The organism is Haladaptatus sp. DYSN1, from assembly GCF_029489995.1.
Classification (GTDB): Archaea; Halobacteriota; Halobacteria; order Halobacteriales; family Halococcaceae; genus QDMS2.
In genome coordinates this window covers 347,318-363,907 of the sequence record NZ_CP120472.1, presented here as the reverse complement: position 1 = coordinate 363,907, position 16,590 = coordinate 347,318, and the positions used below count along the sequence as shown (strand labels likewise).

Sequence of the window (16,590 nt, the reverse complement as noted above, 5' to 3'; positions counted from 1 at the left end):
TTGAACCATGAACGACCTGACACCACCTGCAGAAGTCGATAGCGTCGCTGTTTCCGAGTTGTTCGAAACTGACCAGCTATTACCGCGAGGAGCCGCCTTCGTACCGGGAGAGACCGAGATTCCCGACTACCAGTTCGCCTGGGGCATCACGGGAGACGAAGACGGGGAACCAGAACACGGCGAGCCGCTGGATGACGGTGCGGAGAAAGAGATTATCGTCCCCGTCGAGGACCCCGGACCGAACGAAGCGTTGCTCTACATGCTCACCTCCGAGGTGAACTACAACGACGTCTGGGCAGTCACGGGAATTCCCGTCTCTACCTTCCAGCAACACGAAAGCGACTGGCACATCACCGGGTCGGGCGGCCTCGCACTCGTCGTCGAAACGGGCGAGGGACTGGACGAACAGGGTCGCATCGAAGTCGGCGACATGGTAAACGTCTACGCCGGGCAGTTCGACGCGCTTTCCCCGAAGGCAGGTCGCGACCCGATGTTCTCGGACTTCACGATTCAGGGCTATCAGACGCCAGACGGGTCCCACCAGCAGTTTATGACCGCCCAGGGGACGCAGCTCTACGAGCCACCCGCGAACCTGGACCTCGATAAGGCGGGCAGCTACATTCTGACGATGGGGACTATCTATCGCGCCCTGTTCAACACGCTCGACGTGTCGCCGGGGAAGCGACTGTTCGTCGAAGGCGCGTCGACGGGGACGGGACGCGACGCGGTACAGATGGCCGCGAGCAGCAATCTCGAAATCACCGGCCTCGTTTCGAGCGACGACCGAGCGGCGCGGGCGAAGGAGAACGGCGCTGACGCGAGCATCAACCGTAAACAGGACGCCCTCGCCGACGCGATGTGCATGGTCCCGAACGACCCCGACGAGTGGGACGACTGGGAGCAAGCGGGCGAACCGCTCCTCTCAGAGTTCCGCGAAAAGAACGACGGCGAACTCGCAGACTACGCTGTTTCACACGCCGGGGCCGAAGCGTTCTCTCGCTCGTACCAACTGCTCGCAGAGGGTGGTCGGCTCACCTTCTACGGTGCCTCGACCGGCTACGAGATGGCCTTCATGGGCAAAGGCGGCGCGACCACGCCAAAGAGCGTGTTCGAACGCGCGGGTCTCAGCGCGGGAGACGGCGCACTCGTCTGGTACGGAACTCCTGACCACGTGGAGGGCGACCAGGACGCGGTGGGCGCACAGGCAATCGAGGCGGCACTCGACCGCAATGCCCGCGTCGCGGTCCTCACCGAGACCGACTCGCAGGCCGAGCACGTCGGCGCGACCTACGACGTCGCTGGCGTCGCGAGCATCGAGACGATTCGCGCAGAAAGCGACGGCTTCGAGTTCGTCAGGTCGCTCCCTGAACTCCCCGCCCCGTCCGAACCGGACGCACTCGCAGCGACGGTCGGCGAATACATGGGGAAGATGTTCAAGCCACTGGGCATCGCGCTCGGCGGCATCCTGAAGACGCCGAACAACCCACGCGGGAACCCAGACGTCGTCTTCGAGCGCGCAGGGCAAAACACGCTCGCCGTCTCCACAATGCTCTCTGCGCCGTATCAGGGTTCGGTCGTGTTCGCAGAAGAGATGGCTGACAGTCGATACTCGTTCTACGCGCCCCAGGTCTGGATGCGCCAGCGGCGCATCTACATGCCGACGACCGAAATCTTCGGCACCCACATGAAGAACACCTACGAGGTGTGGAAGATGAACGAAGACATCGAACTCGAAACGTTCGACGTGCCAGAAACGCACCTGACGCCGTGGGACGATGCGCCGAAAGCCCATCAAGAGATGTGGGAGAACGCCCACGAGGAAGGCTCCTACGTCATCAACCACGCGCTTCCTGAAAGCGGGTTGGAGAGCAAGGAAGCGCTATTCGACGCCTGGGATAGCGAGTAGCGACTCACTCGCCCAAGAATTCTGCCGTTCGACGCTGCGTTTCTGGCTCTTTGTACGCTGTAATTGCGTGATGGATGGCGCGCGCCATCTCCTCGTCGAGATTCTGCGGCCTGACGCCGTGAATTTGGCGCTTGGCCATGTCCATCACGTAGGTCGGTTGGCCTTCCAGTCTGTCTTCGAGCGCCTCGACTTGCGTCTCGAACGCCTCGGCTGACTCCGCGACTTCTTCGACGAGTCCGATTTCGTGCGCCCGCTGGCCGTCTATCAGTTTGCCAGTCATGACGAGATATTTCGTCATCCCCTCCCCAATCATGCCGGGCAGTTTCTGTGGGCCGCCCTGGTCCATCGAGAACCCGAGGTTGGCTTCCGGTAAGCCAAGTTGTGCATCTGCGTGGGCGACGCGAATGTCGCACGATATGGCGAGTTCGAGCGCCCCGCCGAGTGCGTAGCCGTCGAGTGCTGCGACGACGGGCACGCCGAGCGATTCGATGGTTCTGAGCAACTCGTGAGTTACCTCGTACTGATCGCGTATCGTCCGCGGAGTCGCTTCGCCCCACTCCGGAACGGGACCGACGTCCACGCCAGCGGAGAAGTGGTCGCCAGCACCGCGGATAGTGACCACCGAGAGCGACTCGTCGTCCTCGAATCGCTGAAATACGTCGAGGAGATCCGCGTACATGCCGGCGGTAAGCGCGTTGTTCTTCTCCGGCCGGTCGATTGTGACTGTCGCTTTCTCTCCCTCGGTCGTGACCGCTATCTGTGAGGTCATACGGCAGGTGGTTCCGACGGGTTGCCATTAAGTGTAATGGTACCACGCAACACGAAGTCGATGGAAGGCTACGTTTGACCAGAAATTAGTTGCACCCAACCCACCGTCCCGACGAATTTACAGATTCCACGTAATTAATGAATGTAATGAACGACAACTACTATTACCCACCACCGTGTGTGATAAGTCGTCATGCGACTGTGGCACACACTAGGACTAGAGGAAGCAGACCGCGCTGAGCGGTGGCTGTTTTTCCTCACGATCGGGCTCGTCGTGGGCCTGGCGAGCGTCGGGGTCGCCAGGCCGACGTTGTTGAGTGAAACGATGAACTCCACGTTCGACTTCGTGTTGCTGAACTTCGGCTGGTGGTTCATCATCCTCGGATTCGTCCTCTCGCTGGTGATGCTGTTTCTCACCTTCGGGCGATACGGTCGCCTGCGCTTTGGCGGGGAGAACGCAAAACCAGAATTCGACGTCCTCTCGTGGTTCTCGATGGTGTTCACCGTCGGGTTCGCCTCCTCGGTCATCTTCTGGGGTGTCGCAGAACCGATTTACATCGTCAACAGTCCGCCTGACCCCCTCCCCGTCGCGGGCGCACCAGTAGAGAGCGTGGCGCTCGCGTTTATGTTCCTGCACAACATCCTGCCGGGACTCATCGCCTGGTACATGCCCATCGCCATCGCGTTCGGGCTCATCGTCTACACCCGCGGTTCCCACGAGTACAAGATTAGCGCGATGCTGGAACCGGTGTTAGACCGGGAGAAGTACGGCGCAGTGTATTGGATTACCGACCTCGCCGCGATGGTCGCCATCGTTGGCGGCCTCGCCACCTCGCTCGGATTCATCGGAAATCAGCTTTCGACCATTATGGGAACCGTCTACGGAATCGGTTCCGAGACGGTCACACTCGCGCTCTTTGGCATCATCGGACTCGTCTTCATCGGTGACGTTTGGCTCGGACTCCGCAACGGGATTCGAAACATGGCGCGGGCGACGGTCGGATTCATCGTCGTCCTGTTCGCCATGCTGCTCGTCCTCGGCCCGACGATGTTCATGATAAACCTCGGCATCGACGCGGTCGGCGTCTGGCTGAACAACATCGTCCGAATGGCGCTCTACACCGGCCCAGTCAGCGAAGGAACGTGGGCCCAGGAGTGGACCAGTTTCTGGTGGGCCTGGTGGGCCGCGTGGGGTATCTTCACCGGTAGCTTCGTCGCCCGAGTGTCGAAAGGCAGGACGATTCGCGAGACGTTCATCGTCCTCGGCATCGCGCCGACGTTCTTCCTCGTGATTCAACACAGCATTCTCGCCGGCTGGGCGCTCGCACCGGGGAACAAAGAACCGATTTCGGCGGCGCTAACCTCGGGTGGCATCCCCGCCGCCCTCGCGGAAGCGATTACGATTACGCCACTCGCCTCGGTGCTCGGCATCCTGTTCGTCTTGGTGTTGTCCGGCTACCTCCTCACCTCACTCGACTCAGCCGTCTTCATGCTCTCCTCGATAAACATCGGGGACGAGGAACCGAACGCCCGGAACCGCGCGTGGTGGGGGCTCGTGCTCGCCTTCCTCGGCGTGATGACGCTCGAACTCCCCGGCGCACGGGCGCTCGAGTCGTTCTCCGCCGTGTTGGCGCTGCCGTTTACGATATTCTTCCTCGTCATCTGCTACTCTACTTATGTCGCCGCACGGGAGTACTATCAGGACGTCTTCGGAACCGACCGGGACGCGCTGTTCACCGAGTACACCGAAGAATCCACACAGCGCAGTGAGGCTGATTCGGTCGTCGGGAGCGATGACTGACGAAAGCGCCAGCCTCGATGTGAGCAATTCGGTCTGCGAGTAAAAGAGATAAACTACGAAAATCTAGCAGAAGACCACCCTCATTTGTCAAAATTCTATTCAGAAGAATATTGTAACGGCGACCGGTACACCGTCAGTGATGGATCCAATCGTCATCGTCGGCGGGGGCATCGTCGGGGCAAGCGTCGCCTACCACCTCCGGGATGCCGCGCGGCCCGTCGTGCTGTTCGAGCAGAACTCCGTCGGTTCGGGCGCGTCGGGTGATTCGGTCGCAATTTTCGTGTGGCACCAATCTGAGCCAGACCAGTCGAACCACCGACTTCGGGAACTGGCGTGGGAGACCTACGAGCCGCTGGTTCGAGACGGGACGTTCAGTTTCGAACAGATCGGAACGTTCGACGTCGCCTTCACCGAGGAAACCGCAACTGCCCTCGAAGCCGCGGCGACGACGCTCGACTCCTACGGCGCCCGGGCCGAATGTATCCCGCCGTCGTCGTTGGCAGACCATGGCGTCGAACCAACAGGAATCACGGGGGCGTTGCACACGCCCGACGACGGCTACATGGACCCGTCTGAAATCATCCACTACTTCCTCGGAGAAGCCACGGCGAAGAATCTCACCGTCGAAACGAAAACGAAAGTGACCGACGTTCGCACGTCGGACCGGGGAGTCGAGGGTGTCGAAACCGCATCAGAATTCCAGCCGGCGGCTGCGGTCGTCAACGCCGCCGGCCCGTGGGCCCCGACGGTGAATCGAATGGCCGAGGTCTCACTCCCACTTCGGCACAACCGCGGGCCAATCGCCGTCCTCCAGAAGGACGAGCAGTTCTCGCTTCCGTTCGTCCAGTTCGAAGACGGACTCTACCTGCGTGGGGAGGGAGACAGGCAGGCGTTCGCCGGACGATTCGGCGCGAGTTACGAGGCTGCGAGTGAGTTACGCCCAGACGAGGCCCATCCCATCGACCACGAGTTCTACCTCGACATCCAGACTCGAATCAAGGAGTCGATTCCAGCGCTCGCGGACGCACAACTCGTAAACGAGTGGGTCGGCATTCGAACACTCACGCCCGATGGAGTCCCTCTCGTCGGCGAATCGTCAGTACCAGACTTCTACGTCGCCTGTGGAATGAACGGACTCGGTGTGACACTCGCGCCAGCGGTGGGTGAAGTACTCGCCGCACAACTCACCGACAGCTCAGTCGATGCGTCACTGAAAGCGTACCTCGACCCAGCCCGACCAGAGGCGACGCAGTAGGCAGCTCCCGTTTATATCGCGTGTAGCAGTTATTGAGAGGTAGCCAGTACCAAGAATTTATTATAGCAATATACAGTTTATTTGTACGCCACCGGACCGCAGTATGGCGATTTTTCCGAATTGCGAGTGTTCCGAATCCACTATTGATTATTCCAATAGTCAACACCAGAATTTAGTACCCCGCCTCCGTCTGTTACTCCAACTCCATGCCCACGCCCCACGACACGCCTCCCACACCCGATTCCGCCGATTCTACGACCCACCATTCCGACCACGACTCCAGGGGTGAACCCATCCACGACGCCCTTCCAAGCTTCATCGCGAGCAAGTCCAAAGGCGAAACCGGGTCGGGCAATTACCAGCGAAACGCCCGTCGCGTCGTCAGTCAGTGGACGACCTGGGTAGCAAACCGCGGGGTGGAAACGTTTTCGGACCTCGACGTCCGAACCATGCGGGCTTACGCCCGGTATCTTGCCCAACGAGTGCGGAGCGGGGCGATCATCGCCTCGACGGCCCACAACTACTACGCCACCGTCCGTGCGTTTCTGACCTGGTGTGTTCGCGAGGAGCTCGTAGAGGAAAATCCTGCGGCGAAACGACGGGCGGAGGAGGAACTTCCCGACCGGTCGGAAGGGAAAAAGAAGGCTCCAGAGCAGTTCTGGTCGCCTCGCGAACGTCGCGAGATACTTCGGTTCGTCAACGAACGCGCCTACGAGGCGGTCGAAACCCAGGGGAGCCAGGCGGTCGAAGAAACGCGGGACAGAGCCCTCGTCGCACTCCTCGCCTATTCCGGCGTTCGCGGTGCAGAGGTGTTCAGCGCCCCTGGTGACAGTCGGAGAAACGGACTTCGGTGGGAGGACATCGACCTCGACGCGGGCATCCTCACCGTGCTCGGGAAATCTCAGGAGCGAGAACCGGTCCAGCTCCCGCCGCAGGCCCGTGACCCACTCGCCCGGTATCGTGCGATACTGGACCCTCCGCGCCCGGAATGGCCGGTGTTCCCGACGCGAAGTGTGCCGACCCGCTATCGAACCGTCCGTGAGAGGCTCGAAAATAGGGGTTCGAAGCAGCAGACATCGAGGAACTTCTCGATGCGCACGATACCGAGGAACTGCTCCGCGCGTACGACATCGTCCCGCCGTCGCTGACGACGACCGGTGCGCGAGCAGTGATGAAACGATTGTGTGAGACGGCGAACCTGAAAGTCGACGGCGACAGCGACTACTTGACGCTCCACGGTGCGCGTCGTGGCCTCGGCGAGACGCTGTATCGAGAGCATGGGCCGGCGACCGCCCAGCGCGCGTTGCGACACAAATCACCCGAGACGACGTCTCGTGCCTACGCCCACATCGAAACAAGTGACCTCGCAAAGCAAGTGGGGGACGTGCTCGACGAAGTGGACGGGACATAGTCCCAGAAACGGTCAAAATTCTGTTAGACGTGGCAGTTGAAGAGGAAAATGAGCCAAAGCGTCCGACCAATACGAACCGTCCAAACCATGCGAATTGGTCAAATTCGTAGAACGGTTCCTGGGAGCCGAGAGGGACAAATTACGCAAAGTGTCCAAACTATCCAATTCAGACAAACCGTTTGTGATGGGCGATTCACTCCAACCAACCAAATCGGGTCGAGTGAGTTTGGCGAGACAAACTCGCGTAGGTTGCCAGAGAGTGAGGGATAGATCCCAGAAAGACAGGCTATTCAGAGGGAGGCGCAAAAGTTCTATTCGTGCATAAATAGAATAGTTGTCAAATCTATCAAAAATATCCCAACTGTCAAAACTGTGTTGTGCCTGTTGATGTATGCGTAATAACTTCAAATCCAAATATCCAAACTGGCAGAGCCGTACGAACCGAAAATAGGAATTAGACGTTCGTAAACAAATTTGGTTATTTAGGCGGCGAGCTGGCCCCCACCCTCGTGGACAACAGCGACGATGTGGTCGAAACCAGAGCAAGTACCGCAGATCAATCCGTCCGAACTGTCCGAATTGACCTATCGACGTAGTTCTATACAAACCATCCAAACCATCAAACTTGAATTGGCTGGATAGGAAGGTAAACCCGTTTGTACTGATTCGGACAGTCGAGTGCCTTCGCCGGCAATCCGGAGGTCAGCGTTTGAAACAGTCAGGTTTGTCGAAATACTTATCTGAACGGTAGGTGTGGAAAATATTGCGGGAGTATGAGAGACATTCACAAACAGCCACACGGCGCGGGCGAGAATAGTCAATTGAATGGCATTTATGGGGAGCGACTGTCGGTCGGGAGACGAGACATCGTGAAGGGGGCCGCACTCATTGCGGCGCTCGGACTGGCGAGTTCTGAACGGGTTCAAGGAGCGGCCACGACTGCTGAATCAGGCAAGACGCGGGCGACCTACTACACGCCGGACCGGGTGCAGAACGCACGCGAGAACATCGAACAATACGACTGGGCGAGAGCGGAGCGAGACGAAGCCGTCGCACAGGCCGACGAGTTCCTCGACAGACTCGGGCTGGAGGGGCTCTGGTCGTGGGTGACCTCACAGAAGCTACCCCGGTCGTGGACGCCGAACGAGGGAAAGAACATCCACTACGGAGCGTGGCAGCCAGTAGACGGTGAGCGATTCAAAGTCACTGACGGAAATTGGACACTGCCCACGAATGACTTCGAATCGTACTACCAATCCGGACTGGATGAGAGAGGGTTCTTCGAACCGGAATTGGGCGACGATTCACTGTTGGTCAACGAAGAACACCCAGAGATGGGCGAAGGCTGGGGCGTCGACGACGGGTACGGTTTCGTCGACGATGCAAACGACCTGGGGGCTGGGGCGGGCACGCAGTGGAAACCGGTTGCGTTCTGGAATCTGGAGACGATGTGGAAACAACTCCGAGGGGTGATGCTGCCAGCGTTCCGAGACGCCTACCTGTTCACGGGTGACAAGCGGTATTCGCGGGCGGGAACCATTCTGCTCGACCGGATGGCCGACATCTATCCGACCCTCGACCTGAGCGCCTACATCTGGCCGGACGGATTTCAGGCGTCGCACGGCTTCACCGGCGAGGGAAAGTGGGCGGGGTCGATTTCCGAGGCCGCCTGGGCGGACGTGTACTGCCAGGCCTACGACGCAGTGTTTGAGGGGCAACCCGACGATACAGAACTCGTACAGTTCCTTTCGGCGAAAGCCGACGAGTACCCCGGCCTCGGCGATAAAAGCACGCTCGGGGTGATTCGCGAGAACATCGAGGAGCGACTCGTAAAGGAGGTACTCCCTGCGGTCAAAGACGCCCAGTTGCGCGGCAACTTCGGCCACCACCAGTCCGCCCTCGCGATGTCTGCCCGTGTCGCGGACGAACCGGACGGCTACACGAAAGAAGCCCTCGAATTCATGTTCCGCGCGGGAGACCTCCATCAGGAAGACGATGGGACGTACTGGGGTGACTGGTACATCACCGGTGGCGACGTTATGTCGGCCCTGGTGGGCCGGTTCGACCGAGACGGAATGGCAGACGAGTCCTCGCCACACTACAACCGCGTCGTGTTCAGCAACGTTCTGAAGGCAGGTCAGTATCTCGAAGGGTACGACGCCTACAGTGGGTCGAATCTCTTTGCCAACCCCAAGTTCAAGCAGATGTTCTATCCGTGGGGCGACCTCGTTATCCTCGACAACTACACGCCGAGCATCGGCGACCACGGACTCGCCGGCCAGAACGGCACGCACCTGCCGAGAAACAATCTCATCGACGGGTACAGCGCCTACGGTGGGACGGAACTCGCACAGACGGCGTACTACGCCAACGGGGGAACGACCGCGGGCATTCAGGGTGATATATTCGACGAGGACCCGGCGCTGGCAGAGCAAATTCAGGCAATCATCGATGCCGAGGGCCCACTCGACTTCGACAGCACGAATCAGCCTGGCTACGGGCTCGCTGTGCTCCGCGACGGTGAGAACTACACCAGTTCTGACTGGGGGACTACGTATGGCTACCACGGGCTTTCGGTGGTCGAACAGACCGCGGAAACCACGTGGTTCTCGGGGAGCGGAACGCTCCAGTTCAACGCCACAGAAGCTGGCGAGCATATCACGTTCGAGTTCCAGGTGCCAGCAGGCGACGAGTATCGGCTGGACTGTTCGCTGTTCAAAGCGTCCTCATACGGGAGATACGACATCGAGGTCGACGGAGCAGTCGTCCACGACGATTTCGATTTCTACTCGGCGCAGACCGGCACACGAGACTTCGATGCACTCTCGTGGGTTTCACTCGACGCCGGGACGCACACGATCACCTTCCGGAACGACGGGAAGAACCCGGAGTCCTCGAACTATAAAATGGGCATCAGAAAGCTCCGTCTCATGACCAAAACAGACGTCGCCGCCAAGCGACGCTCCGAGGAGCAAGGGAATCTGAAACGTGCGGTCTGGCTCTACTACGGGCGAAATTCCGGGGAAACCGGCACCTACCACACACACGGCGACACGCTCAACCTCGGCATCATGGCCCACGAACTCGACCTGGCCCCCGACCTCGGTTACCCACACACGTTCGACGACCAGATCTACAATAGTTGGCTGCGCGGGACCATCAGTCACAACACGGTGATGGTAGACGAACGCCGCCAGCGACCCGAATGGGCAGGCGAACCACATCACTTCGACCACACAGACCGCGTCCAACTCATTGACGTTTCCTCGGACGATGCCTACCCGCAGGTAGACGCCTACCGACGGACCACGGCCCAGATACGGGTCGACGAGGCGGACTCCTACGCCGTCGACTTCTTCCACGTCAACGGGGGAACGGACCACCACTTCAGTTTCCACAGCGCGAAGACGCCGAGTCCGCACCTCGAATTCGAACTGCAAGACGGCGTCTCGGAGTTCGTCGTTCGCGACGGGGCAGGAGAAGTCAAACCGACCAAGCGTGCTGCCTACAGCGACGAGACGGCCATCACGTTTGCCGACCCGAGCGGCGACGCACACGACTGGCGTGGCCTGGCCATAGACCACGGAACGAGCGACGTGACCGTCGAGACGTACATCAAATCCGCCGTCACGGGAGAGAACTTCTACTGGCACCACAACCACTCGGTGTACCTCGGACGCGACGGAGACGGCCGCCACGTCGTCGCCGGCATCGGCAATCAGGCGGCAGGACACGACCCACGAATCGGCATCTACTACCCCGAGGAAAATGCGTGGGGCGATTACACCGCAATCGAACGCTGGGACAAGGACGCCTGGTACGAACTCTCGGTTTCGAAGACTGGAACGGCGGTCGATATCGCGCTCACCAGCGCAGACGGCAGCCAGACGCACGCGAGCGGGACGTTCGAACTCGCGAGCGACACCGACGCCGCCGTCGGCATCTTCGGCGGCATCGGGAAGGGCCAGACCGGGAACCTCTACTTCGACGAGGTAACGGTCGATGGCTCCGTCGTCGAGTTCTTCGAGACGACGTTCGTCACGAATTCCGGAATCGACACGACGGGCCTCGACCTCGTCGAACAGGACGGTGGTACGTACGCAGGGGCGGACGTTCCCTTCGGCGACGCCGCCTACAACGAGGCGAACGCGAACGCATTCAACTATTTAGAGCGAGTCTCCCGCGACGAAAATCCGGAGGAGAGCATCGCCGTCGAGTGGAACGTAGCGGACCACTGGAACGCGAGAGACGACGACGCAGAAGACGTCCGGCTCAGACTGACGGCATTCACTGCATTCGACGACGTGTCGCTCGCAGACGGGCGGCCACCCAACCGCGCGGGCAACCCGGAGACGCTTCGCTACCTGCTCGGCCACCGCACGGGTACCGACCTCGAATCGACGTTCACCTCGGTCATCGAACCGTACGACGGGCCACGATTCGTCGAGTCGGTAGAGCGCGTTCCGGTCGAGGTGGTGCCAGCGGACGACGAGGACGGCGAGCGACCCGAAGAATTCCACGGTGCCGACGCGAGCTCGGCACCGGATGCGGTCCGTGCAGTGAAAGTCACCCTCGCGAACGGGCGCACCGACTACATCGTCCGGACGGACTCGGCTGACCAGTTGTACACGGTCGACCGAGAGTTCCAGGTGAACGGATTCTTCGCCGTCTACTCGCTCGTGGATGGTGAAGCGGAATACGCCTACCTCAACGACGGCACCGTGTTGCGCCCCATTCACGCGAAAGAAGGGGCGAACGAGGACGAGGTGTACGAAGCGAGCAAACCGCTCGTCCAGCAGTCGAACGGCGCGTTCGAGGGCACACTCGTGGACTTCACGAAGTCCCTCGGCCTGGAGAACGAACTCGTCGTGAAGGTGTCGAAACAGCCGAGCGAATACGACCTCGAATCGCTGGCCGAAAAGTGGGTGTACGTCGATGCGGAGACGAATCGAAACGGGGCCTACGAAGTCCTCGGCGTGACAGACATCTCGGGCAATAGAGTGACGCTCGACATCGGCGAGAAGACGACCGTCCGTGAGTTCGTCGACCCACAGGACCCGAGCGCCGGCTACGAGTACATCGTCGCTACGGGCGCGGCAGTTACCTGCCCGACGAGTCTCACCTGGCGCGCAGACTGAGCGGTCGCGGCAAATCCCATTTTTTCGCCACCCAACCCGGTCGCGGTGAGCAATCCATCTTGTTTCCCGGAAGCCCACACTGGTGTTTCGAGTTACAAAACGCCGATAATAGCAGCGAAAACCCACGCACTGGAGCACTGTTGTAGAGAAATCGGTACCGAGTGATTGCCCAATCTGTAACAGCAGTACGGCTGTTATTGGCGACGGGAGACAGTGAGTGAGTGCCGACGAACAGTGTCGGCAACTGCGTCCCCGCTTGTTGTTTTTTCCAGCAGCCGAGTGCGTGTTTGGTGATTTGAAACAACGCGACTGGACGTGGAGAGCGTCGTGGTAAAGACGAGTGGAAAACCGAAAAGCACCGCAGCACGTGGCCTCGACTTAAGCCAGCGATGGCCGATACGGTGACGGATGCACACGGGGTGGCGTGAACTAGCCAAACCGTTCCGAATCGCCAAACGAACTGAGGGAAATTGCCGCCGAGGAAACCACCGGATACGGCCACCAATTCAGGTTGAATTTGACTCATTCCGCGCCGAGCGGCGTTTCGAAGGGTGAAACAGCCGTTTTGAACGGTTGCGGTGAACGGGAGCGGGATACTTATGCTCCGACGGGCAGAAAATTGTGGCGATGACTGACACGAGAACGACACGGCAAGTGAGCGGTGTGCCCGCTCCTGGGACTGATGACAGCCCAACTGTGGACCACCAGCGGAGGTCACGATGAAGGAAATCAGCACCGACGACGCACCGGCGAGCATCGGCCCCTTCTCGCAAGGAATCGTCGATGGCGACCGAATCTACGTCTCCGGTCAGGGGCCGGTGGACCCGAAAAGCGGCGAGATAATCGAGGGAGACATTCGCGACCAGACGGCGCAGACGCTCGAGAACGTCGCGGCAGTGTTGACGGCGGCGGAGGCATCGCTCGACGACGTGGTCAAAGCGACCGTGTTCGTCCGCGATATGGCCGACTACGCCGCTATCAACGAGGTGTACGGCGAGTACATGACCGCGCCGTACCCGGCCCGCAGCACGGTCGAAGTGGCCGACCTGCCCATCGACATCGGGGTTGAAATCGAAGTCATTGCGAGGGCGTGACCGATGAAAGCAATCGCCGTCCATCGCGGCGAGACCACCCCACGTGTCGTCGACGTTCCGCGGCCGACGCCCAACGTTGGTGAAGTGCTCGTTCGAACGCTCCGCGTCGGCATCGACGGGACCGACCACGAGGTCATCGAAGGCAACCACGGCGGCTATCCAGCGGGGGCAGACCGTCAAATTCTGGGCCACGAAGCGGTTGGCGTAGTCGAAGACCCAGGCGATTCGGCGTTCGCGGAGGGCGACCTCGTGGTGCCGACGGTCCGACGACCGCCGGGCGACTCGAACCCCTACTTCGAACGCGGCGAACCCGACATGGCTCCAGACGGGATGTACGTAGAGCGGGGAATCGCCGGCGCTGACGGTTACATGGCCGCGTACTTCACGAGTCCACCTGAATTCCTCGTCCGCGTCCCCGACTCGTTCGCCGCGTTTGGCTTTCTCGTCGAACCACTGAGCAACGCAGAGAAGGCGCTCGAACACGCCGTCTCCGCCCGGTCTGCGTTCGACTGGCAATCCGAGAGCGCGCTAGTGCTCGGTAACGGCCCGCTCGGCTTGCTAACGGTGGCGTTGTTACAGAACTCGTTCGACCGCGTCTATTGTCTCGGCCGCCGGGACCGGCCGGACGCCACCATCGACATAATCGAGAAACTGGGAGCGACCTACGTCGATTCGCGGGAGACACCGGTTCCAGCGGTTCCGGACGCCCACGAGGGTATGGATTTCGTCTTCGAGGCGACCGGCTACGCAAAACACGCCTTCGAGTGTATCGACGCGCTCGCCCCGAACGGCGTGGCCGCGCTGCTCGGCATCCCCGAAAACTGGACGTTCGAACTCGACGGCGGGCGGCTCCATCGAGAAATTGTCCTCCAGAACAAGGCGCTCATCGGGAGCGTGAACTCTCACGTTCCGCACTTCGAGGCGGCGGCAGATTCGCTCGTGTCGTTTCCCGACTGGTTTGTTGATGCGCTCATCACCGACGTCAACCCGCCAGAACAGGTCGCCCGCGCCTTCGAACGGCGCGACGAGACTATTAAATCCGTCGTCGAGTTCGCCACAAAGTGAACGCGAACCTCACCGATCCCCAACCACGGCGTCGATGACTGCGCCCCACAGCGTCGGCAGGTGGTCCCAATCGAGGAACGCGTCGGGTGCCCAGTGGGGTGCACAATCGGTCGCGTAGGCGAAGGTTCCGCCCGCGCCGTGGTCGCCGACGACGAGAAACGGATCGTCCCCGACAGTCGCCCAGACGTCCGCCCCGGGGTCAGCGGTGAACCGGTTGTAGCCGAGAATCGTGGGCCACTCTGCAGGCAGCGATTCGACGGGAGTCGCGACGTTTTTCGGCGTGACGCCAGCAGGCGTCTCGACGCGGTCGTCGCCCTGTCCGATGGTGACTGGCAGCGCCTTGCCAACCGGTGTGGTTCCGTAACGAGCCTGCCCACCTTTCCCCGCGAAACTCATGTACCCGCCGACCATCCCGAGCGCACCGCCATCGGCGACCCACGATTCGAGCAGCGCACAGCGGTCTACATCCGTCTCGCCCCCGGCTACTTGCGGGGTAATCTGGAGCGTGTCCGCGCCGACGTCGCTCAGAATCACGAGGTCGTAGGCGTCGAGTTCGCCCCTCGTTCGGGGAAAGTCAGTGGCCGCGACGTGACACGGCTGGTAGGTCACCGACGCACCGGTGGCTTCGAGCGTCTTGACGAAGCGGCCGGCAGCCTCTTCGTAGGTGCTGTCTCGGAGCACGTTCTGTCCCTTGATTTCGAACTGGAGCGTCACCCACGACTCCCCAGCGAGGAGAACCTCGACCATGGCAGACCGTACAGCAACCGGGCCGATAAGCGTGGCGCCGCCGGCTTACTCGCTGACGAGCTCGAATCCCACCTCGCGGAACGTCGCCATCGCTTCGGGGGAGAACTTGCACGTCGCCACCTCGTAGCCGCCGTCTGGGAACGCCGTCTGGGTGGGAAAGTAGCCGACGTAATCGTCCGCATAGCCGGCGACGAACAGGGTGTCCGCGGTCGCCGCTGCCTTGAAATCGAGGCCGTGCTGGACGAACGCTTCGCCGGGAATCGTGAGAAACGCGAGCGGGCCGAGTTCGACGTGCGACAGGCGCGTTTCGAAGGCGTCGACACCCCAGTCGTCGAGTCGGAGTTTCTCCTCTGCGTACCAGCGGTCGAGGAGGAGGTCCGCCCGCTCGTCGTCGGCCGACTGGAGTTCCGAGAAATCGGGGCGGTCGCCACCACCACCGAGTCGCTCGATTTCCGCGGTCAGGTCGTCGTATCTGGCCTGCAACTGGTCGCGCGAGTCGAGGTGCTGGATGGCGAGCGACAGTGGTTCGTGGGAAATCGAAATTTCCGGAGTCGAGAGTGGCGTACCCTCTCTGGCGTCATCGAGTGCCGTGAGCGCCGTCTCCGCGATTGCCTCGCCGACGCCCGCCATGTAGTCGTAGAGGTCGTCACCCGACCGCCGACTGCGGCTGTCTCGGGGGTTGATTTCTGCCGCCGCGCCGTTTACGAACAACGTCTCCATGTCCGTCTCCGCGCGAACCCGGTCGTAGAGCGTCCCCGGCCAGTCGGCGCTCACGAGCGTCTCCCGAGCGTTCGTACAGACGGGATGGCAGGCGAAGTTCACGACGAGCACGTCAGGGCCGGACTCCGTCGTGACCGACAGAACCGCGAGCTCGGGATCAATTGGACCGGATTCGTCGCGGCGGTTGTGCTGAACCGTGTCGTTGTGGGCGTGCCCCACGCTGAGCGCCGCCGGTTCCAGTCGGTCGTGTGCCGCCTCGATAGCGGCGACGGTGGCGGATTCGACGGTGGCGACGTAGTCGGTTACCTCCACGTCGTAGGAGAGCAGTGGATTCACTTCGAGGAATTTGCCGGGCATGTACGGTGCGGCGTGAGTGTGCGTCGCCGTGACCAGCACGTAGTCCAGTTCGAGGTGGGCGACGCGCCGCCTGACGGCCGCCGTGAACTCCTCGAAGACGTTCAGAAGGTCGAGGCTCACGAGCGCGAACGAGGTGGTCCCGTCGTCGAAAACGAGCGCCTTCGCCGAGAGCGGCGAGTGAACACCGGTCGAGACGCGCTTTCGGGTGCCGGGACCGTAGCCGCTCAACTGGCGCGGTTCTGCCGGCGTGCAGTCTCGGGCGGCGTAGCCAGCGCGTAATCGAGTCATACGTGCCCATCCACCACGCTCGCTCGCAAAACTCTTTCCC

General features: G+C 61.0%; 11 protein-coding genes. 8 read left to right on the top strand and 3 right to left on the bottom strand.

Annotation, left to right across the window (positions count from 1 at the left end):
* The first annotated feature begins 7 nt into the window (after positions 1 to 7).
* Positions 8 to 1,906 (top strand): zinc-binding dehydrogenase, encoded by a 1,899-nt coding sequence (locus P0648_RS19325; RefSeq protein ID WP_277506101.1) that lies wholly within the window; start codon positions 8 to 10, stop codon positions 1,904 to 1,906.
* A gap of 4 nt (positions 1,907 to 1,910) precedes the next feature.
* Here P0648_RS19325 and P0648_RS19320 read toward each other — a convergent pair whose 3' ends face one another.
* Positions 1,911 to 2,675 carry an enoyl-CoA hydratase/isomerase family protein gene (locus P0648_RS19320; RefSeq protein WP_277506099.1) on the bottom strand — a complete coding sequence of 255 codons (765 nt, stop codon included), beginning with the start codon at positions 2,673 to 2,675 and terminating at the stop codon, positions 1,911 to 1,913.
* A gap of 192 nt (positions 2,676 to 2,867) precedes the next feature.
* Here P0648_RS19320 and P0648_RS19315 point away from each other — a divergent pair, with 192 nt between their 5' ends.
* From P0648_RS19315 to P0648_RS19285, 7 genes are all read left to right on the top strand, one after another.
* Entirely contained in the window at positions 2,868 to 4,475 is a 1,608-nt protein-coding gene (locus P0648_RS19315; RefSeq protein ID WP_276248819.1) for a BCCT family transporter, read from the top strand.
* A gap of 139 nt (positions 4,476 to 4,614) precedes the next feature.
* Positions 4,615 to 5,730 (top strand): FAD-binding oxidoreductase, encoded by a 1,116-nt coding sequence (locus P0648_RS19310; protein WP_276248818.1) that lies wholly within the window; start codon positions 4,615 to 4,617, stop codon positions 5,728 to 5,730.
* A gap of 206 nt (positions 5,731 to 5,936) precedes the next feature.
* The gene (locus tag P0648_RS19305) at positions 5,937 to 6,878 is read left to right on the top strand and encodes a phage integrase SAM-like domain-containing protein (RefSeq protein ID WP_277506097.1); all 942 of its coding nucleotides are present in this window, start codon (positions 5,937 to 5,939) and stop codon (positions 6,876 to 6,878) included.
* A gap of 23 nt (positions 6,879 to 6,901) precedes the next feature.
* Positions 6,902 to 7,141, top strand: a complete 240-nt coding sequence (locus P0648_RS19300) for a hypothetical protein (RefSeq protein ID WP_277506095.1) — start codon at positions 6,902 to 6,904, stop codon at positions 7,139 to 7,141.
* Positions 7,142 to 7,914: 773 nt separating this feature from the next.
* Positions 7,915 to 12,279, top strand: a complete 4,365-nt coding sequence (locus tag P0648_RS19295) for a heparinase II/III family protein (protein ID WP_277506094.1) — start codon at positions 7,915 to 7,917, stop codon at positions 12,277 to 12,279.
* A gap of 719 nt (positions 12,280 to 12,998) precedes the next feature.
* Complete coding sequence (locus tag P0648_RS19290) at positions 12,999 to 13,373, top strand: Rid family detoxifying hydrolase (RefSeq protein ID WP_277506093.1); 375 nt, start codon at positions 12,999 to 13,001, stop codon at positions 13,371 to 13,373.
* Between the two features lie 3 nt (positions 13,374 to 13,376).
* Positions 13,377 to 14,438 (top strand): glucose 1-dehydrogenase, encoded by a 1,062-nt coding sequence (locus P0648_RS19285; protein ID WP_276248813.1) that lies wholly within the window; start codon positions 13,377 to 13,379, stop codon positions 14,436 to 14,438.
* Positions 14,439 to 14,447: 9 nt separating this feature from the next.
* Here the strand turns inward: P0648_RS19285 and P0648_RS19280 are convergent, their stop codons facing one another.
* Both P0648_RS19280 and P0648_RS19275 read right to left on the bottom strand, forming a co-directional pair.
* Positions 14,448 to 15,185, bottom strand: coding sequence for a glutamine amidotransferase (locus P0648_RS19280; protein WP_276248812.1), 738 nt, complete (start codon positions 15,183 to 15,185; stop codon positions 14,448 to 14,450).
* Between the two features lie 45 nt (positions 15,186 to 15,230).
* Positions 15,231 to 16,550, bottom strand: coding sequence for a neutral/alkaline non-lysosomal ceramidase N-terminal domain-containing protein (locus P0648_RS19275; protein WP_276248811.1), 1,320 nt, complete (start codon positions 16,548 to 16,550; stop codon positions 15,231 to 15,233).
* Positions 16,551 to 16,590: the final 40 nt, after the last annotated feature.

Excerpts from the sequence above, each read along its gene's own strand:
- P0648_RS19305 (WP_277506097.1), top strand. The coding sequence starts at position 5,937 with ATGCCCACGCCCCACGACACGCCTCCCACACCCGATTCCGCCGATTCT.
- P0648_RS19295 (WP_277506094.1), top strand. The coding sequence starts at position 7,915 with ATGAGAGACATTCACAAACAGCCACACGGCGCGGGCGAGAATAGTCAA.
- P0648_RS19300 (WP_277506095.1), top strand. The coding sequence starts at position 6,902 with ATGAAACGATTGTGTGAGACGGCGAACCTGAAAGTCGACGGCGACAGC.
- P0648_RS19315 (WP_276248819.1), top strand. The coding sequence starts at position 2,868 with ATGCGACTGTGGCACACACTAGGACTAGAGGAAGCAGACCGCGCTGAG.
- P0648_RS19285 (WP_276248813.1), top strand. The coding sequence starts at position 13,377 with ATGAAAGCAATCGCCGTCCATCGCGGCGAGACCACCCCACGTGTCGTC.
- P0648_RS19310 (WP_276248818.1), top strand. The coding sequence starts at position 4,615 with ATGGATCCAATCGTCATCGTCGGCGGGGGCATCGTCGGGGCAAGCGTC.
- P0648_RS19290 (WP_277506093.1), top strand. The coding sequence starts at position 12,999 with ATGAAGGAAATCAGCACCGACGACGCACCGGCGAGCATCGGCCCCTTC.
- P0648_RS19280 (WP_276248812.1), bottom strand. The coding sequence starts at position 15,185 with ATGGTCGAGGTTCTCCTCGCTGGGGAGTCGTGGGTGACGCTCCAGTTC.
- P0648_RS19325 (WP_277506101.1), top strand. The coding sequence starts at position 8 with ATGAACGACCTGACACCACCTGCAGAAGTCGATAGCGTCGCTGTTTCC.
- P0648_RS19275 (WP_276248811.1), bottom strand. The coding sequence starts at position 16,550 with ATGACTCGATTACGCGCTGGCTACGCCGCCCGAGACTGCACGCCGGCA.
- P0648_RS19320 (WP_277506099.1), bottom strand. The coding sequence starts at position 2,675 with ATGACCTCACAGATAGCGGTCACGACCGAGGGAGAGAAAGCGACAGTC.